The organism is Panacibacter microcysteis, from assembly GCF_015831355.1.
In the GTDB taxonomy this organism is placed as follows: Bacteria; Bacteroidota; Bacteroidia; order Chitinophagales; family Chitinophagaceae; genus Panacibacter; species Panacibacter microcysteis.
In genome coordinates this window covers 2717822-2741301 of sequence record NZ_JADWYR010000001.1, presented here as the reverse complement: position 1 = coordinate 2741301, position 23480 = coordinate 2717822, and the positions used below count along the sequence as shown (strand labels likewise).

18 protein-coding genes and 1 tRNA gene are annotated in these 23480 nt (G+C 42.4%); 5 read left to right on the top strand and 14 right to left on the bottom strand.

The annotated features are described in order from the left end of the window. Window positions 1-23: 23 nt before the first annotated feature. The 4 genes from I5907_RS11235 to I5907_RS11220 all read right to left on the bottom strand — a co-directional run bounded on the left by I5907_RS11235 (window position 24) and on the right by I5907_RS11220 (window position 3788). Window positions 24-1442: an SDR family oxidoreductase gene (locus I5907_RS11235; protein ID WP_196990803.1), complete on the bottom strand. Its 1419-nt coding sequence runs from the start codon at window positions 1440-1442 to the stop codon at window positions 24-26. Window positions 1443-1788: 346 nt separating this feature from the next. Then, window positions 1789-2571: a nucleotidyl transferase AbiEii/AbiGii toxin family protein gene (locus I5907_RS11230; RefSeq protein ID WP_196990802.1), complete on the bottom strand. Its 783-nt coding sequence runs from the start codon at window positions 2569-2571 to the stop codon at window positions 1789-1791. Continuing rightward, on the bottom strand, window positions 2568-3374 hold the full coding sequence (locus I5907_RS11225; protein ID WP_196990801.1) for a type IV toxin-antitoxin system AbiEi family antitoxin domain-containing protein: 807 nt from the start codon (window positions 3372-3374) through the stop codon (window positions 2568-2570). The genes I5907_RS11230 and I5907_RS11225 overlap by 4 nt, the downstream gene beginning before the upstream one ends. A 340-nt stretch (window positions 3375-3714) precedes the next feature. Beyond that, a tRNA-Arg gene (locus I5907_RS11220) sits at window positions 3715-3788 on the bottom strand. Between the two features lie 285 nt (window positions 3789-4073). Here I5907_RS11220 and I5907_RS11215 point away from each other — a divergent pair. Next, entirely contained in the window at window positions 4074-5663 is a 1590-nt protein-coding gene (locus tag I5907_RS11215; RefSeq protein ID WP_196990800.1) for a S41 family peptidase, read from the top strand. A 62-nt stretch (window positions 5664-5725) separates the two neighbouring features. Here I5907_RS11215 and I5907_RS11210 read toward each other — a convergent pair whose 3' ends face one another. Beyond that, window positions 5726-6646, bottom strand: a complete 921-nt coding sequence (locus I5907_RS11210) for a TIM barrel protein (RefSeq protein ID WP_196990799.1) — start codon at window positions 6644-6646, stop codon at window positions 5726-5728. A gap of 438 nt (window positions 6647-7084) precedes the next feature. On the opposite strand from I5907_RS11210, the gene I5907_RS11205 reads away from it, so the two are divergent. Continuing rightward, window positions 7085-10366, top strand: coding sequence for a S41 family peptidase (locus tag I5907_RS11205; RefSeq protein WP_196990798.1), 3282 nt, complete (start codon window positions 7085-7087; stop codon window positions 10364-10366). Window positions 10367-10535: 169 nt separating this feature from the next. On the opposite strand, the gene I5907_RS11200 is transcribed toward I5907_RS11205, so the two are convergent. From I5907_RS11200 to I5907_RS11170, 7 genes are all read right to left on the bottom strand, one after another. Further along, the gene (locus tag I5907_RS11200; RefSeq protein ID WP_196990797.1) at window positions 10536-10862 is read right to left on the bottom strand and encodes a hypothetical protein; all 327 of its coding nucleotides are present in this window, start codon (window positions 10860-10862) and stop codon (window positions 10536-10538) included. Between the two features lie 120 nt (window positions 10863-10982). Beyond that, window positions 10983-11366, bottom strand: a complete 384-nt coding sequence (locus I5907_RS11195) for a hypothetical protein (protein WP_196990796.1) — start codon at window positions 11364-11366, stop codon at window positions 10983-10985. A gap of 205 nt (window positions 11367-11571) precedes the next feature. Beyond that, the gene (locus I5907_RS11190) at window positions 11572-13491 is read right to left on the bottom strand and encodes a zinc-dependent metalloprotease (RefSeq protein ID WP_196990795.1); all 1920 of its coding nucleotides are present in this window, start codon (window positions 13489-13491) and stop codon (window positions 11572-11574) included. A 102-nt stretch (window positions 13492-13593) separates the two neighbouring features. Beyond that, complete coding sequence (locus I5907_RS11185) at window positions 13594-14607, bottom strand: hypothetical protein (protein WP_196990794.1); 1014 nt, start codon at window positions 14605-14607, stop codon at window positions 13594-13596. A gap of 143 nt (window positions 14608-14750) precedes the next feature. Further along, window positions 14751-15632, bottom strand: a complete 882-nt coding sequence (locus tag I5907_RS11180) for a TIM barrel protein (protein ID WP_196990793.1) — start codon at window positions 15630-15632, stop codon at window positions 14751-14753. Window positions 15633-15976: 344 nt separating this feature from the next. Continuing rightward, window positions 15977-16843 (bottom strand): alpha/beta hydrolase, encoded by an 867-nt coding sequence (locus I5907_RS11175; protein WP_196990792.1) that lies wholly within the window; start codon window positions 16841-16843, stop codon window positions 15977-15979. 185 nt (window positions 16844-17028) lie between these two features. Beyond that, a complete protein-coding gene (locus I5907_RS11170; RefSeq protein WP_196990791.1) occupies window positions 17029-18675 on the bottom strand; it encodes an alpha-L-rhamnosidase-related protein in 1647 nt (548 codons plus the stop codon). A 285-nt stretch (window positions 18676-18960) separates the two neighbouring features. On the opposite strand from I5907_RS11170, the gene I5907_RS11165 reads away from it, so the two are divergent. Next, the gene (locus I5907_RS11165; protein WP_196990790.1) at window positions 18961-21294 is read left to right on the top strand and encodes a glycoside hydrolase family 3 protein; all 2334 of its coding nucleotides are present in this window, start codon (window positions 18961-18963) and stop codon (window positions 21292-21294) included. A 232-nt stretch (window positions 21295-21526) separates the two neighbouring features. On the opposite strand, the gene I5907_RS11160 is transcribed toward I5907_RS11165, so the two are convergent. Together I5907_RS11160 and I5907_RS11155 are read right to left on the bottom strand one after the other, a co-directional pair. Further along, a complete protein-coding gene (locus I5907_RS11160) occupies window positions 21527-21832 on the bottom strand; it encodes a putative quinol monooxygenase (RefSeq protein ID WP_196990789.1) in 306 nt (101 codons plus the stop codon). A gap of 123 nt (window positions 21833-21955) precedes the next feature. Continuing rightward, entirely contained in the window at window positions 21956-22471 is a 516-nt protein-coding gene (locus I5907_RS11155; protein WP_196990788.1) for a GNAT family N-acetyltransferase, read from the bottom strand. Between the two features lie 339 nt (window positions 22472-22810). Between I5907_RS11155 and I5907_RS11150 the strand changes: the two genes are divergently transcribed. Together I5907_RS11150 and I5907_RS11145 are read left to right on the top strand one after the other, a co-directional pair. After that, entirely contained in the window at window positions 22811-23017 is a 207-nt protein-coding gene (locus I5907_RS11150; protein WP_196990787.1) for a response regulator transcription factor, read from the top strand. Window positions 23018-23102: 85 nt separating this feature from the next. Next, a complete protein-coding gene (locus tag I5907_RS11145) occupies window positions 23103-23471 on the top strand; it encodes a hypothetical protein (RefSeq protein ID WP_196990786.1) in 369 nt (122 codons plus the stop codon). Window positions 23472-23480 lie beyond the last annotated feature (9 nt).

Here is a 23480-nt window from a genome sequence, read left to right as displayed (position 1 = left end):
GTTTTGTTTACGTGGCGTTCTTATTATTTGCACAATGCATTCAGCATGCCTTTAAAAATAAACCCATGAAATGGCAACACGCTATACCAGTACAACCGGCCTTTTAAACCCAGTGGTCTGAAGGTTGCCGTTTGCACCAGCTCTCCATCTTTGTTAATACAGAATTCCAGCCAGGCCTCACCGGGCAATTTCATTTCTGCATACAGCAACAGCCGCTTGTCTGCCTTGCTGGCGATCATTACACGCCAGAAATCGAGTGAATCTCCGGGGTATATCTGCGTGGGGCTGCGCCTGCCCCTGCGCAAGCCCACACCGCCAAAAAGCTTATCCAGGAACCCGCGAAACTCCCATAACCATTCGCCGTAGTACCAGCCTGTATTGCCGCCAATGCGCCAAAGTTTTTCCAGCGTGCGGTTTATATCTGCCACTTTCTGTTTGCGCTTATCGCTCAGCGTACCCTCTTTGGGCACTGTTAAATGTGTGGTGAGCCCCTTGTATAACAGCTCGCTGCTTTGCGCATCTTTCCAGCTTGACAAAACCTGGTCATTCTCGATCTTCATAAATGCCAGTTCAATCGCTTTTTTATAAGGTGTGGGCGTAATACCAATCGTTTGCGCCAACGTATTCGGCTTGCCGATCACTTCAACCTTCATACTATCTACCAGGTTTTTTGCCAGCGTATAACTGGTAGATGTAACGAAATATAACCAGTAAGATGACAGCTTTGGCGTAAGTACCGGCAGTACAAAAATTTTGCGTTTCAGTTTACGTGCTTCTGCAAACTGCAGCAACATTTCTTTATACGTCATCGTTTCGCCACTGCTGATATCGAAGCCTTTATTGTATGCTTCTTCAAGACCGATAACGCCTTTGAGGTATGCAACAACATCGCGTATGGCAATGGGTTGCGTTTTGGTATTTAGCCAGCGTGGCGTAATCATGACAGGCAATTTCTCTACCAGGTCGCGTATGATCTCGAAAGAAGCACTGCCCGAACCTACAATGATGCCTGCCCTTAAAATGGTATGCGCATAATCTCCCGATGCAAGGATTTTCTCTACCTCCAGTCTTGATGCAAGATGTTTAGAAAGACTTTTTTCATTTACAATGCCCGTAAGGTAAATTACCTGCCGCACCTGTATAGTATTCATACGTGCTTTAAAATGCTGCGCCGATTGTGCTTCCTGGTTAGAAAAATCTGTGCTGCCAGACATGGAATGCACAAGGTAGTAAGCCACCTCTATGTCTGCAGGAATATGCTGAAGTGTTTCCTCCTTCAGCAGATCAACTTCCACAACAGCTACATTCGGATTATTGAAACGATGCAGATCGAACCGCGCCTTATCACGCACACAGCAATACACAAAATGACCATCAGCCAAAAGTTCGGGCAACAACCGCTGCGCTATATAACCCGTAGCACCTGTGAGGAGTATTTTCAAAACTATGCTTTACCAACTTAAACAAGCCGAAACAGTAAAGGTTTAGCCCGAAGTTGAATGGCGGAATATTTAAAAAATGTATATCCGTAAAAGCAGGCAATAATAATTTGGTGGCGGGCTGCAGTACTTCGTGGCATCACCTGTTGTGTCACTCACTTGTACTGTACATTTCATAGCAGCAACGATGCGGTTTGAGCAGGTTGATAATTGTAACAACTTTCGCCGGAGTTAATATTGTTAGATGAGTTATGTTATGCTGATTCAGGTTTAATACTACATAGCTCAGATTCCCTCTATCTGGAGTGCCCCACTGGATAAATTGTATTTTGCTTATAGTTATTTGATTTTAAATCTTTTCCAAAAGATTTGTTCTTACAAATTTGTATGCTTCACTTATATTGTATTGAATATCACTTCTAAGCAATCCATTCATATCGCCTGTGAAATCTGCATCTTCAATTTTCTTTTCCATATTTTCTAGAAACTCTTTCTGTGTTACACCATTATGTTCTTCTTTCATATAAAAGTTCCATGCTTCAATAACAGCACGTGGATCAACCTTGCCTTGAATCAATGCAAACCACATATCAAATAAATCTCTCCCTTTTCGGCGCTGATAAAGCGCACGCATTTTAGTACCCAATAATTCCGGTAACTGGTATGACGGTATCAAAACTTCACCTGTAAACCATTCAGACTGCATAGTATGTTTTACATCCTGAATGCCAAAAATTGTATGGTGTTCCCGACAATTCACTTCCACTTTTAATCTCAACGGAATTCCACCCTCTGAATCAAAGCGGTATACCAATGTAATGTTATGCTGTTTCTGCTTACGTATTGGCTTATCGCCCAAAAAGGATAAAGTCTCTCGTAACTTATCCATAATTGACCCAAATGGCTCTGCTGTGATTTGCACTAAATCTATATCTTCAGAATACCTTGCGGCAGGCGAGAGATACAATTTATGTAATGCCGTTCCCCCTCTGAATGCCAATCGCTCTTTTAAATATTCATTACTGTATATTGCCATCAAGGCACGCTCAATTACCAGATCCTGTTCAACCTGGAAATCTTCCTGCCAGGGAGCCTTTTTACGCCACGCGGTTATGTATGCCTGAGGAATCATAAATCGGTTTCTATTTCTATATTTTGAACAACTTTCCAATCATTACCGGTAATCATCTCAGGCTTTTCTTTTTGCGGTCTTAATAATACAGGGAAATAGTTCACTGTTTTTAAATAGCCTTTTATAGGCTCGCTTAAATCCGGCATACTTAAAATCTCGTCAAGCAGAAAGCCCAAACGTTGAACCGCTGTTATAGGAGAATACCGTTTCGCAAGGTCAAGCATTTTATCGGGATCAATGCTTTCACAAAGCTCTTCCAGCACAGTCGCTACTCTGCTGAAACCACCCGCCTGATCAAAATAATATACTAAGTCCAGCGCAGTTAATTCCGGCGATGATACGTTTATATATCCTGTATCAACCTTTTTTTGAACTATATCACCTTTGTCCCATTCCTTCTTTATATAAAAGTTCATTTTCAGGTTGTCGTTATGAATACTACGCAAACCTGGCTTCATTGTGATCACTGAAAAAGATTGTGGTTGCTGGTGTGCAGCTCCATAATAAGTAGCTGCATTTAACAACCCTACGTAATAATCTCTCTCCAAAAACTTCATCAAATCTGCGACAAAAAGCGATGGTGGAAGTGTTCCTTTACTGCTGTATTCGGGAGTAACAATTACATAAAACCCGTTCCTTATTAAAGCAATTTCATTCTTCTTTTTTAGTCGCTGCAACGCTTTCTTTATCGCTTCATCCGATTGCTCAAAACGGCCTCGTACTTCTCGTAATGAAAATGCATATTTTCCATTGGAACGTAATTCTTTGATAAAGTCCTCTAAATATCTGTATTGTCCAATCATTTAAGTCCTTGTTTGATAAAAGGGTTACTTTTCATCCCGTTTTGCAAATATAAACTTACATAAAGTTTTGATTTGAACCAAATTTCTAAACCACATTCAAATTTTGCCGGATATGATTGTTTCCAATACATCGCAACGGTATATCATATATATAAACGAACTGTACCCAACAAAAAAAGATAATTGGTTCAAATGTTCCCCGAAAAATCGACTTTTTGACGGGCTTTGATATTTAACCACAAGAGTCAACGAAGCGTGCAGAATTATGTTGATGGTTGGTAAGACTTTTCAGGGCAAAAAAAATGGGACAACTCAGTCATTTTCTGTTTGTCCCAAGATGTGACCTCGTCAGGATTCAAACCTGAAACCTTTTGATCCGTAGTCAAATGCTCTATTCAGTTGAGCTACGAGGCCTTTTCCCTTATTTGGGGTTGCAAATATAGGCGGGAAATGTTACAAAAGGAAAAAATTGGGTAATTACTTCAAAAATGATTGGAGACGCGGGATAAACCGCAACGCTGCAGCCGCCATAAAAACAGGAAGCACAAGTGAGTGACACAACAGGCGATGCCACAACGTACCTGCAGCCGGCATCATAAAAATATTCTTTGTTTGCTGCAGCCGGTAACATTTGTAAGATCATTAATAACATTATTACTGATATTCGTGTTTTAAGAATATATCTAAGTACTTGGCAAAATGGTAAATAAAAAATTGCAGGTTTGGCTGCCGTTGCTTTTCTCAATTGTTATGATGGTGGGTATGTGGATCGGCTACAAACTGCGGGAAGATACAGGCGGTGTTTCCGGCTTTCTGAAAAATACAAAAAGCAGTTCTATACAGGAAATATTAAACCTTATTCAAAATAAATACGTGGATACGGTTGCGGTGGACAGCCTGAAAGAAGATGCCATCAACAAAATGCTGGCTCACCTTGACCCACATTCGCTATACATACCGCCGGTAGAACTACAGGATGTTACCGAAGACCTGCAGGGCAATTTCCAGGGTATCGGAGTGGAGTTCCAGATTTTTAGCGACACGGTGAATATTGTGAGCGTAATAGCAGATGGCCCCTCTTTCAAAGCCGGTGCGCAGGTGGGCGATAAGATCATCAAAGTAAACGATACGGCCAATGTTGCCGGTGTAAAAATTAAGCCGGCAGAAATAAGAAAAATGCTGCGTGGTGCAGGCGGGTCAAAGGTGTCGCTTACAGTACTGAGGGATAACAAACCGGTAAAACTTATGATCACCAGGGGCACCATACCGGTACCTTCTGTTGATGTTGCATACATCATGCAACCGGGCCTGGGTTTTATACACATCAACAAGTTTTCTGAAACCACCTACGAAGAATTTATGGCTGCGCTGGAAGGCCTGCAGAAACAGGGATTGAAAGAGCTTATACTCGACCTGCGTGGTAACGGCGGCGGCATATTGCAGGAAGCTGTAGATATTGCCGATGAGTTTCTTGACAATGATAAGATGATCGTATATACAAAAGGCACGCACGTACCGGAGATGGAGTACCACTGCAAACGTGATGGCCTTTTTGAAACCGGTAAACTTACGGTATTGGTAGATGAAACGTCTGCAAGTGCCAGCGAAGTATTATCCGGCGCCCTGCAGGATTGGGACCGCGCCACGATCATTGGCCGGCGCACATTTGGTAAGGGCCTCGTACAACAACAATTTAACCTGAGTGATGGTGGTGCCCTGCGCCTTACCGTGGCAAGATATTTTACACCACTGGGCCGCAACATTCAAAAACCTTATGAAAGCAACAACAGGGAGGTCTACGAAGAAGAGTTGCTTACACGCTTTCACAACGGAGAAGTGGTGCATGGCGATACCTCTACACCTGCCGGGCCCGCATTTAAAACAAAAAGTGGCCGCACGGTATATGGCGGCGGTGGTATAACGCCAGATATCTTTGTTGCTTTTGATACAGCATCTCAGCCCGAGCCGGTTGTACAACTTTACATAAGAAACACACTCAATAATTTTGTATACACGTATTACATACAGCATAAAGACGCACTCGCTGCTTACAAAACCCCGCTCGACCTGGCAAAGAGTTTCACTGCCGGTGAGCGTGAATGGCAACAACTGACTGATTTTGCAAAACGCGACAGTATTGATCTTACAAAGGTTGACAGCAAAGCAAAGAAGGAATTGTTGGATAAATTTCCTGCGCAACTTGCCCGTCAAATCTGGCGCAGTGAGGGCTTTTACGAAGTAAGTAATGTAAATGACCCGATGATTAAAAAGGCACTCGAAGTAAAATAAGTTTGCCAAAACATAAACGGCGGCGCTGCGCGCCGCCGTTTATGTTTAAAATATTTAGCGGTTTAATATCCCCATCCCTTCATAATAGCATAATCTTCTTTCACACAATCTATAGGCGCCATACCCTGGTAAGATTCCTGCTCTACCACAAAATGTATGGTACCACCCGATTTTTTACCCAGGTCAATCACTTCCTTTACAGGTATAATACCTTTACCCAAAATGGTGCTCTCATATTCACCACCCATTTCTCCACCTTTGGCAGCTTTTATCTCATCCTTTACATGCATCAGTTCAAACCTGCCGGGGTATTGTTTTACAATATCCAGTGCCACACCGCCTGCATGGTACATGTTTCCGATATCCAGTTGCTGCGCCACCAGAGAAGGGTCTGTGTTTTGCAGGATAATGTCAAATACTTTTTCGCCATTCAGCTTTTCACTAAACTCAAAGTCATGGTTGTGGTAGCCGAACTTCATACCAGATTTCCTGCACAGTTCACCACTTTTATTAAACACTTCCATATAGCGTTTAAGACCATCATAGTCTTTACGGTAGCTTTCATCCAGCCATGGGCTTATCACGTACTCCTGCCCTGCTGTTGCGGCATCTTCTACAGTATACTTCCATGCAGCAGTAAAATCTTTTTTAGATTCATCCCAATGGTTGCGGCCCATTACGGTATGGCCGCTCTTCATTTGCATGCCAAGATCTGCCAATACTTTTTTAAAGTCGGCGGCCGTGTATTTACTATAAAATTTACGGTTGTTATAGCCGGCATGTTCCACATATTTGTAACCGGCATCACTCACTTTTTTCAATGTGCCCAACGTGTCTTTGTACATGTCTTCCCTTACAGAATACAACTGCACGCCAAGGATGGTTGCTGTTGCAGGTGCTGCAAATATTTTATTAGACAACAAAGCTGCGCCGGCCGCAGCCATTGTACCTTTTTTTAAAAAGTCTCTTCTTGATGTACGCATAAAAAGTATTTAGGTATTAGTTTACAATCGTTGGGCTAAATGTAATGAATAAGCATTGTAATTGTATTGGTGAAAAGAAATTTATGTACCCGGCAGCAGTGCGTTGTGGCATCGCCTGTTGCGTCGCACTCTTGTACTGCAGATCATTTTGCGACAGCTTTTTAATGGGTCATAAACTATAATTAGTGTGCACCGCCAGTTATGACAAGTCTAGGTAATTAATCTGTTTCTCAAAAGCTGATACACCTGTTAATCATTGTTTTAAATATGTCGCATTGCAAAAGTTTTGGGGGTGAGTTCTGCTAATCCACTGCTCCCCTGTTTTAACCGGTCAACAAAAAACTATTCCCATTACCACAACACCTGTTATAACTTTCAGGCGCTATTCGTATAAACACACCCTGGCCACATTTTATTTATCTCATTAAAATAGTCAACATGAAGAAAATGTTTGCATGCCTGCTACCGGCAGCATGTTGTAGTATGTCTTTACTGGCGCAAACCGATGCCGGCCTTTTTCGCTTTCCCGATGTATCAAAAACACAGATCGTATTCACTTATGCAAACGACGTCTGGGTAGTACCAAAAGAAGGTGGCACTGCTATTAAACTCAGTTCTCCCGCCGGTGTGGAAAGCTATCCGAAGTTTTCACCGGATGGTAAACGTATAGCATTTACCGGCAACTACGACGGGAACAAAGATGTGTACGTGATGCCCGTTACCGGTGGTGTACCGGTTCGCATTACCGCACACAGTTATGGAGACCGTCTTGTAGACTGGACACCAGATGGTACAAGCATATTTTTTGCGTCAATCAGGGAAAGCGGCAAATACCGCTTCAACCAGTTTTATACTGCACCGGCAAACGGCGGTGCAGAACAAAAGCTTCCGATGGCTTATGCAGAGTTTGGTTCGTATTCTCCTGATGGCAAACAAATGGCACTCAACTTTCGCTCGCAGGTTGGCCGCAACTGGAAACGCTATCGCGGTGGCTGGAATGCTGATATCCATATTTTCAATTTTACCACGCTGGCCTCCGAAAACATCTCCGCCAACAGCGACGCGGCAGATGAATTTCCGATGTGGCATGACAATTCAATTTATTTTCTTTCAGACCGCGGCACAGAAGAAAGAATGAATCTCTGGCGTTATGATATTCCTGCAAAGAAATTTGAGCAGCTTACAAAATATACCGATTATGACGCGCATTACCCATCTATGGGGTCAGACGAAATAGTGTTTGAACAAGGTGGCAAACTTTACCTGTATTCTTTTGCCTCGAAGCAGGTGAAAGAAGTAAAAGTGGATGTTATAACAGACAGAACTGCTTTGAAACCTAAAGCAGAAAGTGCACAACGATATATTCAGCACGTAAACGTAAGCCCCGATGGCAACCGCGTAATCGTAGAAGCACGAGGTGATATTTTTTCCGTACCCGCAAAAGATGGCTTTGTAAAAAATCTTACTTCAAGTCCGGGCGTTGCAGAGCGTTATCCCGCTTACAGCCCTGACGGTAAAAACATTGCTTACTGGAGTGACCAGTCAGGCGAATACGAACTATGGATGATGCAGCCTGGTAAAGAAAATGCTGCCGCAAAACTTACTTCATTGGACGCTGGTTACCGGTATCAGCTTTACTGGAGTCCCGACAGTAAAAAGCTTGCCTTTATCGATAAAGGCAACAAGATTAAGATTTACGATATTACCGCGGCTCAAATCTACGATGTTGATAAAGCCTTACGCTGGTCTCACGGCAACCTGGAAGGCTTTTGCTGTAGCTGGAGCCCGGACAGCAGGTGGCTGACCTATGCCCGGGACATTGAAAATTGGCACAACGCTGTTTTTGTCTACGATACGAAATCAAAAAAAGCACAACAGGTTACAAGCGGTTACTACAACTCCAATAACCCTGTGTTTGATGAAGAGGGTAAATACATTTACCTGCTCACCAACCAGTCTTTCAATCCCTACTACAGCGATTTTGACAACTCATTTATTTACGCCAACTCCACACAGCTCGCTGCTATCCCTTTGAAGAAAGATGCCGTTTCTATTTTTGCGCCTAAAAACGACACGGTATCAATCAAAGAAGATGAAACAAAAGATGAAAAACAGGCAGACAAAAAAGATACAAAAAAGAAAAAAGATGCAAAAGATACAGCTTCAGATAAAAAATCGGTCGACAAAGATGCTGTCGCAATTGACTTTGACGGAATAGAACAGCGTATGTTGATTCTCTCTCCAGTGGCCGGTAATCTTGGCAATCTCAATGCAATAAAAGGAAAGATCATTTACATGCGTTACCCTAATACAGGCAGCAATGATGGGTCTCCCGCTATTAAGTTTTACGACCTCGATAAACGTGAAGAAAAAACTATTCTCGATGGCGCTGACTACTATATCATGGCGGCAAACAAAGAAAAACTGCTGGCCGCAAAAGGCTCATCATTTGCCGTTATCGCGGCTGACGAAGGCCAGAAATTCGATAAACCTGTTCGAACTGCTGAAATGATGAGTATTGTTGAACCTATGGCAGAGTGGAAACAATTGTTTACTGATGCCTGGCGCATGGAGAGAGATTTTTTCTACGATCCAAATATGCATGGCGTAAACTGGAATCTTGTAAAAGAACGCTACCTGAAAATGGTTGAGCATGCTATGACCCGCGAAGAAGTAGATTTCATAATCGGCGAAATGATTGGCGAATTAAATGCTTCACATACCTATCATGGCGGCGGCGATATAGAAAAAGAAAAGTCTCAAAGCTGCGGTTACCTGGGTATTAACTGGCAGGCAGAAGGCAATTTCTATAGAATCAAAAAAATACTTAAAGCCGCACCGTGGGATGCAGAAGTTCATTCATCCCTGGACGTAACATGGCTTGGTATCAGGGAAGGCGATTACATACTGGCTGTAAACGGTGTGGCACTTACAACTGCCGGCGAACCATACGCAGCGTTTCTCGGGCTTTCCAACAAACCAGTGGAATTAACGTATAACAATATTCCATCATTTAACAATGCAAAAACAGTTGTGGTACAAACGATGGATGACGAGTACCGCTTACGCAATCTTGCATGGATAGAAGCAATGCGTAAACGTGTTGAAGAAGCTACCAATGGCGAAGTGGGTTATGTATATGTTCCAAGCACAGGAGTAGATGGCCAGACAGAATTGCTGCGCCAGCTCAATGCGCAAACGGAGAAAAAAGCCCTCATTATTGATGAACGGTTCAATGATGGTGGCCAGATACCAGACCGTTTTATAGAAATGCTGAATCGCACACCACTTGCATATTGGGCCATACGCGACGGCGAGTCATGGCAATGGCCACCATTCGCAAACTACGGCCCCAAAGTAATGCTGATGAATGGCTGGAGTGGCAGCGGTGGAGATGCCTTTCCCGATTATTTCCGTAAAAAAGGTCTTGGCCCGCTCATTGGTACCAGAACATGGGGCGGCCTCATTGGTTTGAGCGGGTCCCCCGACCTGATAGATGGTGGAAGTGTAACGGTTCCGACTTTCCGCATGTACAATGTTGATGGCACCTGGTTTAAAGAAGGGCATGGTGTAGAGCCAGACATCGAAGTACCGGAAGATCTCACCGCTATGGCCAAAGACACAGATCCTCAGTTAGAACGCGCAATCAGCGAAATTAAAAACCTCCTGAAGACAAAAGGGTACATGCCACCAAAATTACCGTCTTACGAAAAACGATAAATAAAAAACGCCACTTTACAAGTGGCGTTTTTTATTTTAAATGAATTTATGAGCCCGGCTGTCAAAACAATATGAAACTTTCGTTGCGTCGCACTCTTCAGCGCCATCAATACTATGCAGCAAAAGCGGAGATCACAGTATTATGTTTCATTGCCTGAATGCACAAAACTTAGTTACCGTTATGGTGCTGCAGAAACACATAAGGATTTACCGAATAATAGCCGTCATTTGCTATCGGTTCATCACAAAGGTCTATTTCCATAAAGGCTTTATGATGCGCAATGTTCCAAAGTAAAAGGTATTTACCATTTTCGTTTTTTTCCACAATGCCAGGGAGCAGGTCAGGCAACATTCCATTCCAGCAAGCTTCTTCTATTTTTTCTTTTTGCGAAAGCGCTTTGTTACTGCCTGACTCCGTTCTTTCAAAACATTGTTGTTCAAAAAAAGCAGTACCTGTTGCCAGCAAAATTTCCTGTTGAGTAGAGATCCTTTCCATAGTACAGCATTTAATTGTTACTATTTAGACGTTTATTAGTCGCATTTTACACAGTTTTTGTAATGAAATTTGCGTTAAAATAAACGAAAAAGATCCCTGCCCGGATTTAAGCGGATGATACTAATCTTTCACCACGTCCTTTATACCTGCACACATATCTTTTATGATAATATAGTTGGCCTTGGTATTTTCCCTTTTGTCCAATGCTACTTCTAATTCTCCCGGTACAGATTTCAGGTAAAACGTAGCCCCGTTATTGAGTGTCAGATCTGCATCAATTTCACTGTTTACAAATGACATATCGGAATAGCTACCCAATATTTGATCCATGTATTCATGCACAGCCTTTGTTTTATTCCTGTTGAAATAAGCAACTAATTTATACGTATGTTCATTTTCACTTATACTCACACTTATGTTACGGTTGTCGCCATACCGGGTACATGATAGCGTAAACAACAACAAAAGCATACATGCGCCTGTCAGCAGAAATGACTTTCTCATATATAATTATTTGAAATAGTAAATAATGCGGTTAAGGTGCAGAAGCCTGTGGTTAAAGCGGGAATATAAAAGTGCAGCTTTTATTTTATTATTCCGTTCCTGATTGTACAAAAGGCAAAGCTTGTAGCTAAACGGTTATTACACATAATTTACGGATAAAAAAAGCAGCCCATCTGGGCTGCTTTTGTAATACTTTTCCAGACTGCTATTCAACCAGTAGCTTGCCTGTAATCATTTCATCTTTATTTGTTACACGTACGTAATAAATTCCTTTTGACAAAGAAGTATTAAACGAATGCTGCAAGCCTTTCACTTTACTGGCAATTATTACCTGTTGCCAGCTATTGAGTATTTCCACCGTAGAGTTTTCATAGCCTTTTAACAGTGATATAGTGAATCGCCCACCTGTTACGGGATTCGGATATACAGAAAACACAGCGTTCTTACCATCTGCATTTATACCGGGTGCAACTGAAGCTGCCGCGGTTGTAAAGCTCGAACTGGCAGAGTTATTCAGGCCGCTGGCACAGGCAACCCATACTTCGAAGATATAGTTCTTATTAGCAGAAAGACCTGATACCCTAAATGTAGTTCCATAAATATAGTTGCCAACAAGAGAAAAGGTCGCCCCGTTATCCGAACTTAAATAGACATAATAATATGTGGCTCCGGCAACTTTTGCCCAAAGCAAGGTAGCTCCACCCGTGGTGATGTTGGTCGTTCTCAAATTTGAAGGCGGTCTGCATGTATTACCGGTTGGTTGACAGGTTGATGTGATGCAAGAGCTCACTACACTTCTTATTAAGTCACCCGGCTGTGTCCCAAAACCTTTTGTCAACTTTACTCCAACAGAAGTCAAATGACAGTAACTCATTATTGTTCCACCGGTCGAAGGAAGTTTGTTTGTACATCCTTCGCTGTAACCTGCAGAAGGTCCACAACCATCAATAGCAGTATTATTGCCATTCCACGCGCATGCATGTGTGTGCGGACTTCCTAAATTATGACCAACTTCATGGGTAGTTACGTTCACAGGCCATGAATATGTTGTAATTGGTAATACTGTTGACAATAAAATACTTCCACAAAAAGAATGTCTGTAATAATCTCCTGTAAAGCAGAGTGTGTTCAGCCATGCAACCCCGCCACCGCCTGTTGAACTTAAGAGCATAGCAAGATTTTCCGTAAAACCTGTACGTAATGAAGAGAAGGTATTCAGGTCATCTGCATAAGGATCCGCACTAGTCCAAATATAAACGGTATTTAATTTCATACCGATTCGCTCATCTGAAAATATTGTTGCATAAGTATTAAATAATGCTGTTGTAAAAAAGCTCACCCCAGACGTAGTTCCAAAATACTGATAAAGATTATAAGCACATTCCCAATAATTGGTAACACATGTCTGCATGTTTGCCGCAGGTGCCACGTTCTTACCCGGGGTTTTTATCAGCTCCGATTTTGGCGGATTTAAGAGTTGACAATTTTGTTGACCATTGCTTTTTACCAGCAGATCTTCTGTGGCATAAACAGCATGCGCATCATTTTCATTTTTACCGAGCAATTTTGTTATCTCGATATTAGACCGGTTTTCCATAGAAATCAATCCCTCTACTTTTTTGTCAAAAAGACTGATGCTCACAATCGATTTGCTATCACGTACAACACCCCTGTAATGGGCACCCTTTTCTACCAATTCCCCTGCAGGATTTTTATCTGTTATAACCCTGAATGTATTGGTCAATATATCTGATTTAATCAGGTCTACAGTCAGTTTTTCATTCTTAAATGGAATGATTAACGTAAGCACGTCGGGGTAACTGTTTTTAATACCGGTAAAGCCGGCAGCATTATCTACATTAAATGCTGATTGTGCCTTCAAAAATGGCTTGAGTGTTTGATTTTCCCGCCTGCTGGTCATGTTATCCGCAAAATCAATTACATCAACAGAACTGCTTCTTTTAAACTCATTGTGTACAGCACGCTGCAGTTGCGTTTCATTACTTGAAACATGCTTCAGGTAGCTGGCTACAGCTTTACTTTTATAAATTTTTTGTGCATGAACCTGGTTGGCTGCACACAGGCACACGGCCGTGCAGAGGATAATGGTAAAAATCTTTTTCATTGATTGTAGTTTGAGAGGTGAATAACAAGTATACTAAATATAATATATATAACAAAGCATATTATTAATTCAAACAATAATATATTCACCCGCTTCACTCAATTAATCCTGTTTTCCATACCAGTTCTTTGCATAGATATCAGTAAGCAGGAAGTTTTGAAAATACCCTGACAATGTATCCGATCCTGCAGGCGTAGCATGCAAACCATCTTCGGTATCAGAAGCCTCCCATGTAAAGCCATCTTTGCGGGGTTGAGAGGTACCATAAGCCCATTGGTACCAACCCCATGTAACCATTGGTACTTCTGCCGAAGCCCCTTTGTACCGTGTGCCCGGTACACCATTCATCTGATCTTCGATCAGCCATTTACATGCCCAGCCATTGTAATAAGGATTGGGCTCTACATTATGTATCAGCTTTTTCTTTTTGGTCAGAAACGTGGTTGTTCTTCCTAACACATATACAAGCTTCACGTTTGGGAATTTTGTTTTAAACATCTTCAGTGTTTGTACATACTCCTGCTTTGCTCTTAGTGGCCTGTCAGGAAAACCGCTCAGTTGTATGGAATCATCTGTTTCAAGGTAGATTACCTGCACCTGGCTTACCGTTAATTTCCTTCTTCCTAGCTTATTCATAATAATAGGCCATATGGTATCAGACGCATTCATCAAACTATTGAGCGATGCAGAACCTTCACCATTGGTACAGTTCACCATTTTAAGTTTTCCATTGGTAAGTGGGTTCCCGGTCGTTTTATCCGTAAGTGCAGACATCATTTTGCCGCAGGTGCTTCCACCAATAGCAATAAAACCAACTACACCGTTCGATGCGGGCTCGCCATCAGCATTGAGTGGTTTAATATCTTTTGAAAAAGTCATCAGGTCGGCCGCATAAGTACCAAAAGGCGCATTTACACCACCAGGGTATAATCCTCCAACCTTACCCATAAATGTACCCGCTCCAAGGTCGTTGATCGGAATTTTGACAGTGTCTGTGAATGTTGCCAGGGCTTGCACAGAAAACGCGCCTAATGATGTTTGTTTTACAACTTCCCGTTTACAGGCAAAGCATAAAATAAATAACACAACAGTTGTTAATGGTCTACAAGTTTTCATAGCAGAAAGAGTTTAGTTAATGAAAAAACACTTGATGAATCAGGCAACAAATTACAACGCGGATCATTAAAATGCAAGCAATAAAAAAAGTATACACCTTTCCCGGTATATACTTTTCAACGGCTGTAAGCCTTTACAGTCAACTATTTCAGCTTACCCACCTGCTCATTGTAATACTTTATTTCCTGCATTACAGATGCAACGTTGCCATGTGGTTCTACAGAATCCCGCTCTATGTAAATGTTACCACTAAAATTTTGTTTTTTCAACTCTGCAAATATTTCAGGAAACTTTACCACACCTGTACCAGCAACTACATCTTTCAATGCAGGGTTATCATATGCAGCAATATCTTTAAAATGTACACCTATTATATGGCCACTTAATTTTTTTATTGCATCCAGTGGATCAATGCCGCTTTTTGGCCAGTGGCCAAGGTCTGCGCATACATAAAAGTTTGGATGGTCTTTTATTGCCATCAGCGTTGTGTCAGGATTCCAGTAATCGCTTACCCCTTTCCAATGTTCATGTATAGCAACCTTTACACCATAAACACCGGCAAGACTATCAATGCTGTTCCACATCTTTACAGGTGGTTCTGTTGTCACGAATTTTACACCAAACTGTTTGGCTATGTCGAACTGCTTCACCCAGGATTGTATGGTAGAATCTCCTACAATGTACATCGATTCTACTGTTAGTCCTTTTTGCGCAATCAACGCTTTTAGTTTGTCAATGCCGTCAGGCGACAATTGCATGATCATCGAATCTTTCAACGCTGCACCCGCTGCGTGAAAAGTATTAGGCTCAATGTATTTTAAACCCACGCTGTCTACCCTGTCCAAAGCCGCCGGAAAGTTTACATCATGAAACGTCCATAATGCAATACCAAATTTCCAGTCTTTGGCAGGGTCTGCAGTTACCGCCGTTGCTGCTGAATCTGCTGTATTTTCTTTTTGTTCGCCGTTGTTGCAGGCACTGCATATTCCGGCAAGCCATAAGAGTGAGACAATTGTTTTTTTCATGAAAGCATATTTAAGTTAAGTGTATGAAGTTCTGTAATTATAACATACAATCTAAGCTATGTACGTTACTATTTTTTATGAGCCCGGCTGCATTACTACTATTAAGCTTTCGTTGCGTCGCACTCCTGTACATCCTGTTCCTTATGCAGCAAGAGAGCAACGGCGCTCAGCAAAAAGTAAAACGCTTCTGCACAATGAGCATAAGTATATGAAATGAAAATTTTAAAGCCCATCGCTATTAGTTGCGGAGCCATGTACCGGGAACTGCAGATGCCACCTGCATTGCAGATGAACGTAATGCGACGCAACAGCAGCTTCATGCATATTCTTTGCCGGTACCAAATCTATTTTATAAATCCATGCATCTTCATCCAGTCTGTAAGCATGTCCATCCATGAATCTACCGGGAGGTTTTGCATGCGTGTTCCAAAACCATGTTTACCTTTTTCGTACATGTGCAATTCGGCCGGCTGGCCTGCATTGTGCCACTTCTCATAAATGTGTACACTGTGTAAGGCAAAGCCAAGATCGTCATCACTTGCGCACGCAATAAAAATGGGCGTTGTAACTGCGGGTACGGCTGTGCCAGCAATAGCATTCTCATATGCGTAAATGGGTGCTATAAAATTTGGCCTGGCTTCAGCAGCAGCACTGTAAACTACAGACATGGTTAATGTGGCTCCGGCAGAAAAACCCATGAAACCAATCTTTGCCGTATCTATGCTGTACTCTTTGGCATGTGTGCGCACGTAGCTTACAGCAGTTATACCATCCTGCAATGCCAGTGGTATAACCAAGGCATTTAATGAATCGAGCTTCTTAAAATTTTTTGTGGCCATCAGGTTACCAATGCTGTTTTCAGGATGTGCAGGGTCTGTATGTACCACCCTGTATTTTAGCACAAAGGCCGTAACACCTTTTGCATTGAGGCGCTTTGCAACCTCCACTCCTTCGTGATCGTAAGCCAATGCATGAAATGCGCCACCCGGCGCAATAATAACAGCTGTACCATTTGGTTTTTCCGGTTTAAAAACGGTAAGCGAAGGCTTTGTTACATCCATCACAATTGTGCCAACGTCTGTTTTTATCTGCTGCTCCTGCCAGTTCCAATTTTCTGAGCCGGGTGCTGCACCATTGTAAAGCGGAATAATTGTTTGCGCATGCAGTGCAGATGAAAAAGCGATTAGAAAATATATCAGCAATCGTTTCATATGAAGGTGGTTTGAAAGTAATATAATCAATCTGTGTTGTTGCCTGATAACCTGCGTTGAATTATTTTATGAACTATAGCAAATCCTTCTTTTAAAGTATGCTGTTTGAATGCTTACGTGTAACTAACCTAAGACACATTTATAAAACCCGGATAGCAAGAAAACAAATACGCCTTTGGTGCTACCTATTGGCCCTGGAATATTTGCGGGTATTTCCTTATGAAATACACAGGCGTACAACTCCATGCATGGCAGTAACTGTTTATGGGGAAGAAATTATACGGCGACAAAAAATCATCTTTCGGATCATAGACTTCCCAGAATGTATCTGCGCCTTTGTTGATCATACCGCCCCAGTAATCCACCAGTAATGTCTTTGCTTCCTTATTCATACCACATGTTATCATAGCCTCGATAACGTAATGATACAGGTATGGCGCACCGGGATAAACAACATTATCCATAACAGCAAGTTTAGAAAGTGCTTTTGCGCCTTCTGCTTTTGAAGCAACGCCACTCAGCACCATCCAGGCCTGGGAAGCATATGATACCTGTTTATCTTTACCGCTTATAAAAACACCCGTAGCGGCATCGTACAAATTTTTGTGCGCGGCACTGGACAGTTTGTTTATAAGTGCGGGCAAGTCGGACACTTCATTTTGCTTACCAATCATTTTTGCTAGCTCATACGTATTTTTATAAGCCCATATAACTACTCCCTGTAAGGCGGCCTGTTTATCAAGACCGCTGCGCCAGTCGAAAAAAAGCCACCACTCTTTATTGGCTCTTTCATAATCAAGCATGCCATCGGGCTGTATGTATTTTTTGGGTATATCTAACTGCCGCCTGATCAAAGGCCAAAGATCTGTGGCGGTTTGCTTATCGCCTGTTGCCTGTACGTATTCTTTTACGGCAACATTGTAGATGAGTGCGTAATCAAACAAAGGATTTACCTGCGGATGCGGTGTGGGTCTTTCAAAAATATTAGAAGCCGCTACCCCATCTTTATAACTAAGCCCGGCTATGAGGTATAAACAATGCTTGGTAAGATCGTAGTTCCTGAATGAATACATATTGGCAAGCGACTCGAGGTAAAGATCTCCGATCCATAATCTCCTGTCGCGTTTTGGGCCATCTTCATACACGGTTTGCATACATTCTTTCAATGTTGTTAACCCTGCCTTATCTATAGCGGCAATCATTTTGCCTGCTGATGCTGTAAGTGTATCTGGCATTGCTTTTACCGATGTGGTGGCTGTGAAAGATATATTGCTGATCCGAAAGTCAGGATAAACATTACTGTTTACCAACTCCATTTTTACATACCGGAAAGCTACCCGCCTTGGAATAGTAATTGTTGCTGGTATATCTGAAACTGTAACAATCTCATCCTGCAGCCAGCCACGGCTTAGCGCACCGGGATACGGATCAAATGGTGTGGTAAGTTCAGCAGGTACTTCACCAAATGTAAACCTGATGCGTACAGGAGCATCGGGAACACTGCCAGCTTCAGCAAGCGAAAAAGTAAAATAACCGGTAAGGTGTTCACCAAAATCTGCTATTACGCCTGACTGACTTTTAAAAGATCTTTTGTAAAGCGAATCTACCGGCAAATGGTTCACGGCTTTCCAGTGTTGAAATGCCGTGGTGTCTTTTTGCATGTTGACCAGCGTTACAGGCTGCTTCACTGTTTCTATTAACGGGGGCTGTGTTTGTTGCGCTTTTTGCAGCCAGCCCTCACGCAGGTGCCCGTATACATCCTGTGCATAGAGGTAGTTGTTACAAATACTCAAAATCAATACAAGCACAAACATATTTATAAACTGCTTCATAATAATAGTCGGTTTACGAAAGAGCGTGATTTATAGAGAGTACGTTGTTACACCCGGAACTGCCGCATTAAATTATGTCGTACAAGTGTGCGACGCAACCAAAGCCATATGCCTGTTCTGCAGCCGGGCTCCATACAGCCTTTTTTTTCGTCGCTGAATTTACGGGGAATGTCGCAGTATTTGTGTGATGATGATATATTATACAAAAAAGTGTTATTTTCATACTTCATTGCGTACCAAACACGCAATAAAGGTATTTTATTTTATTGCCATAAAACACTGCATATGAAAAAATCATTCTTCTGTACGCTCGGTACGGGCACATTGTTGTTGCTTATAAGCAGTTTCAGCAGCATTGCCCAAAGCAGTACCGGCAGTACTTTCAAAACAGTATCGAATAGTAATGGACCAACACTCGGTTATTCACCGGAATCGGGTATTACGATACTTACGGTTGAGGGCAGACATTTTAAAGACCTGAATAAAAATGGCAAACTCGATGTGTACGAAGACTGGCGTTTACCTGTTGATACAAGAGCAAAGGATCTTGCTGCCAGGATGAGTGTGGAGCAGATTGCTGGTTTAATGTTGTACAGTGCACATCAATCCATACCGGCAGCACCGAAAGGTTTTGGTGCAGGAACTTATAACGGCAAACCAATTGATTCCAGTGGTATGCAGGCTTATGCAATCAGCGATCAACAGAAGAAATTTTTACAGGAAGATAACCTGCGCCATATACTCGTAACACGTGTGCAGAGCCCCGGTGTTGCCGCACAATGGAACAACAATGTGCAGGCTTTTGTTGAGGGTCTTGGCCTGGGCATACCTGCCAACAACAGTTCTGACCCCCGCAATGGCGTGGTGGCGAATGCAGAATATAATCTTGGTGCAGGTGGCACTATTTCTATGTGGCCCGAATCTATTGGTCTTGCCGCAACTTTCGACCCGGCAATCGTTTTGAAATTTGGGCAGGTTGCGGGGCAGGAATATCGTGCGCTTGGTATTGCCACTGCATTATCGCCGCAGGTAGATCTTGCCACAGAACCACGCTGGAACCGCTTTAGCGGCACATTTGGCGAAAACCCAAAGCTTGCTGCTGACATGGCAAAAGCATACGTAGACGGCTTTCAGACATCTTCCGGTGCTGCAGAAATTAAAGATGGCTGGGGCTTTCACAGCGTGAATGCAATGGTGAAACACTGGCCCGGCGGTGGCCCTGAAGAAGGCGGACGTGACGGCCATTTTGCTTATGGCAAATTTGCGGTATACCCGGGCAAAAACTTTAATACCCAGCTTGCACCTTTTATTGATGGGGCTTTTAAACTGGATGGTAAAACACGGAAAGCCGCAGCCGTTATGCCATACTATACCATTTCTTATAACCAGGATACAAAATATGGAGAGAACGTTGGCAATGGCTACAGCAAATTTATTGTTACTGACCTGTTGAGAAATAAATATGGTTATGATGGGGTGGTTTGTACAGACTGGCTGGTTACAGGTGATGAAGGTAAAACACCGGATGTCTTCTGGGGTAAATCATGGGGCGCAGAAAAACTGACCATTGCAGAAAGACATTACAAAGTACTCATGGCCGGGCTCGACCAGTTTGGTGGTAACAACGATGCCAGGCCGGTAATGGAGGCATACAACATGGGTGTAAAAGAACATGGTGAAGCATGGATGCGCAAACGTTTTGAACAATCTGCCGTAAGGTTGCTCCGCAATATACTCCAGGTGGGGTTATTTGAAAATCCCTACCTGGATGTTGCAGCCTCTGTAAAAACAACAGGTAATGCAGCGTTTATGCAGGCTGGCTATGATGCGCAGCTGAAATCGATCGTATTGCTGAAAAACAAAAACAATGTACTGCCGCTTGCAAAAACAAAGACCATATATATACCAAAACGAACCGTACCTGCAGCGAGAGATTGGTTTGGTAATATGACGCCTGAGCGGGAAGAATACCCTGTAAACATAGATATTGTAAAAAAATATTTCAATGTAACAGACGATCCGGCGAAAGCTGATATTGCCCTGGTATTGGTAAAAGGCCCCAATGGTGGTGTTGGCTATGAAAAAGCTGACCGCGATAATGGCGGCAATGGCTATGTACCCATAAGCCTTCAATATGGCCCCTATACGGCTGCTGAGGCCAGGAGCCAGAGTATTGCAGCCGGCGATCCTGTTATTGACCCAACCATAACCAACCGCACTTATAAAGGCAAAACAACCACCGCATCGAATACCAAAGACCTGCAGCTTATACTCGATACAAAAACCGCTATGAATGGCAGGCCGGTAATTGTAAGCATGGCACTGTCCAACCCTGCCGTGGTGGCCGAGTTTGAATCGAAAATAGAAGGCCTGCTGGTAACTTTTGGTGTGCAGGACCAGGCTTTGATGGATATACTATCCGGCGCAACTGAACCATCGGGTTTGTTGCCTTTACAAATGCCTGCAAATATGCTGACAGTAGAAACACAGCAGGAAGACGTACCACAGGATATGCAACCACACAAGGATAGCGAAGGTAACGTTTACGACTTTGCTTTTGGCTTAAACTGGAAGGGAGTAATTAAAGATGTAAGGACAGGTAAATACGGTAAAAAATAGTTCATACTGCTACATGACCGGGAAACGGGAAGGCTGCTCCGGCAGCCTTTTTTTGTTGTTGTACCCGGCTATAGAATATGTATGAAGCTTCCGTTGCGTCGCACTCTTGTACTGTATAATATTTTTCAGCACATCCGGGTTCGTCTGCGCAATAGTCTATAGCAGGTTTAATTTCAAAGGGGAATAAATCAACCATATTACTGTACCTCAAACTTTATTCAAAGCAGTCAAATCATTCGGCAGGCTTCATAGCAGTGGCAATAAGCTCAACATCTGTAAGCTCTAATGATTTAACCATATCTTTCACCGTCTCTTTATATTTCTTAAAATGCGGCGTTTGTATGTGTGTTTGATAAGCTGTGGGATCTGCGTAAACCTCCAGGATGGTAATACTGGTCTCATCTTTTTTATCAGCTACTGCATAATACGTAAGTACACCAGGTTCTTTTGCTATAGCAGCCTGCATCTGCTCTTTAAGTGCAGCATAATACTGATGCACCTGAAGCGAATCAATTTTAATCTTTGCAATTCGAACCATATTTTGCTGTTGTGCATTTGTACAGAATGTACATAAAAACAAAAATAGCACTACAAAAACTGCTGTTGTGCGTAGGTTGTGCATGGTGATGTGTCTGCCTTTCATAATCTATAAACTAAGTTGTTATGGAATGGTTGCTAATACTTTTTCATAAGCACGCCTTGGGTTTCCCCTAAACCATACTTCCCCGCAATATTGATAGCCCATTTTTTCGAAAGTGGCCAGCATGGCGGCATTATCAAAATTTGTGTCTGCTTTTAAACTGCGGATACCTTTGCTGCGTGCATAAGCTTCTATGTATGTAAGCAGTTTTTTTGCAATGCCCTGGCCAAGAAATTCTTGCGCCACCGCCACACGGTGAAACACCACAAAATCATCATTGGTTAACCATGCTCCTTCAATACCGGCATATGCCGGTTCATCGTTTATTAGTATGGCAGTATAGCCGGCAATCTCATCACCTATCTTCAAAATATAACCAACACCGCTCTTTATATCCCGCTGCAGTACTTCAGGGTTGGGGTACCCATCCTGCCATTGCTGGCTGCCATCTGCTTTTCTGCGGGCAATAGCACCTTGTAGTATTGACCAAATATGTGGTATGTCTGCAACTGTTGCCTGCACAAAATAGCTATTCATTGTACAAATATTAGTTATGACTGTGTGACTCAAATATAAACTGTTTGCAATTTTACAGGCTTGTCTTTTACGGCAGCATTGATGGCTTTAACAAGCACACACAGCGCCACTGCTCAAGATGTGCGAATATCAAAACGCTGCAGTCGCCATAAAATCGGAACCCTGAAGTGAGTGACACAACAGGCGATGCCATGAAAAACCATTGCCGGCAACAATAAAAATGACAGCAGCAATGCTGCAACGTTATACGAAACATAGCAGTTATAAACGGGGCACAATACACCTTTTCGTGTATTGCATACAGTGATCATTATATTGACTTTTACACAAAAGTGATTTATGGATGAAAAGCAACCGCTTACAACCCGTGAAAGAGAAATTTTACAACTGATCTCTAACGGGCATACTGATAAAAGTATAGCTACCGAACTTTCTTTGAGCGATAAAACAGTAAATACTTACCGAAAGCAAATGCTTAAGAAACTGCATGTAAAGAATACTGCTATGCTGGTGAGGTATGCGCTGGAAAACAACCTGGTTGTATAAATACACCTTTTTGTGTATTGACAGGCAGTGGTAATGTGCATTACTTTGTACGATAGAGAAAAACTGTGTAATCTAATTAACGACCATGCTTACATTGCCGGGAAATAATTACAGCTTTAATGACGGTAACAAAGAGAACACAGTTAGGTTCAACCCTAAACCTTTTTACGGTTTTGTTTATGGAAAAGGAATTCAATTTAAAAAATGCCTGCACAGGCTTTCTCCGTTCCTTATTATAGCACTTATACTGCCTTTTATTTGCGTCGGTTTTTATATCTGGCGCATTCAGTTTTTTTCTTCGCTTCTGCTACAAGCATTGTTTTTTATTTTAATTGAAAGCTACCTGCTCTTTGTTGATTTTATTTTATGGAATTATTTTGAAGGCAAACGAAAATTGCGCATCTGGCTGATTGAATTTTTGATGGAATCTTTGGCAGTTGCTGTATTCCTGTAGTAACGGTAA

What these genes read in the sequence shown, in the direction of transcription:
- I5907_RS11210 (WP_196990799.1), bottom strand. Translation starts at nt 6,646, where the DNA reads ATGCGTACATCAAGAAGAGACTTTTTAAAAAAAGGTACAATGGCTGCG.
- I5907_RS11200 (WP_196990797.1), bottom strand. Translation starts at nt 10,862, where the DNA reads ATGGAAAGGATCTCTACTCAACAGGAAATTTTGCTGGCAACAGGTACT.
- I5907_RS11195 (WP_196990796.1), bottom strand. Translation starts at nt 11,366, where the DNA reads ATGAGAAAGTCATTTCTGCTGACAGGCGCATGTATGCTTTTGTTGTTG.
- I5907_RS11205 (WP_196990798.1), top strand. Translation starts at nt 7,085, where the DNA reads ATGAAGAAAATGTTTGCATGCCTGCTACCGGCAGCATGTTGTAGTATG.
- I5907_RS11230 (WP_196990802.1), bottom strand. Translation starts at nt 2,571, where the DNA reads ATGATTCCTCAGGCATACATAACCGCGTGGCGTAAAAAGGCTCCCTGG.
- I5907_RS11215 (WP_196990800.1), top strand. Translation starts at nt 4,074, where the DNA reads ATGGTAAATAAAAAATTGCAGGTTTGGCTGCCGTTGCTTTTCTCAATT.
- I5907_RS11145 (WP_196990786.1), top strand. Translation starts at nt 23,103, where the DNA reads ATGCTTACATTGCCGGGAAATAATTACAGCTTTAATGACGGTAACAAA.
- I5907_RS11170 (WP_196990791.1), bottom strand. Translation starts at nt 18,675, where the DNA reads ATGAAGCAGTTTATAAATATGTTTGTGCTTGTATTGATTTTGAGTATT.
- I5907_RS11165 (WP_196990790.1), top strand. Translation starts at nt 18,961, where the DNA reads ATGAAAAAATCATTCTTCTGTACGCTCGGTACGGGCACATTGTTGTTG.
- I5907_RS11155 (WP_196990788.1), bottom strand. Translation starts at nt 22,471, where the DNA reads ATGAATAGCTATTTTGTGCAGGCAACAGTTGCAGACATACCACATATT.
- I5907_RS11180 (WP_196990793.1), bottom strand. Translation starts at nt 15,632, where the DNA reads ATGAAAAAAACAATTGTCTCACTCTTATGGCTTGCCGGAATATGCAGT.
- I5907_RS11160 (WP_196990789.1), bottom strand. Translation starts at nt 21,832, where the DNA reads ATGGTTCGAATTGCAAAGATTAAAATTGATTCGCTTCAGGTGCATCAG.
- I5907_RS11225 (WP_196990801.1), bottom strand. Translation starts at nt 3,374, where the DNA reads ATGATTGGACAATACAGATATTTAGAGGACTTTATCAAAGAATTACGT.
- I5907_RS11185 (WP_196990794.1), bottom strand. Translation starts at nt 14,607, where the DNA reads ATGAAAACTTGTAGACCATTAACAACTGTTGTGTTATTTATTTTATGC.
- I5907_RS11150 (WP_196990787.1), top strand. Translation starts at nt 22,811, where the DNA reads ATGGATGAAAAGCAACCGCTTACAACCCGTGAAAGAGAAATTTTACAA.
- I5907_RS11175 (WP_196990792.1), bottom strand. Translation starts at nt 16,843, where the DNA reads ATGAAACGATTGCTGATATATTTTCTAATCGCTTTTTCATCTGCACTG.
- I5907_RS11190 (WP_196990795.1), bottom strand. Translation starts at nt 13,491, where the DNA reads ATGAAAAAGATTTTTACCATTATCCTCTGCACGGCCGTGTGCCTGTGT.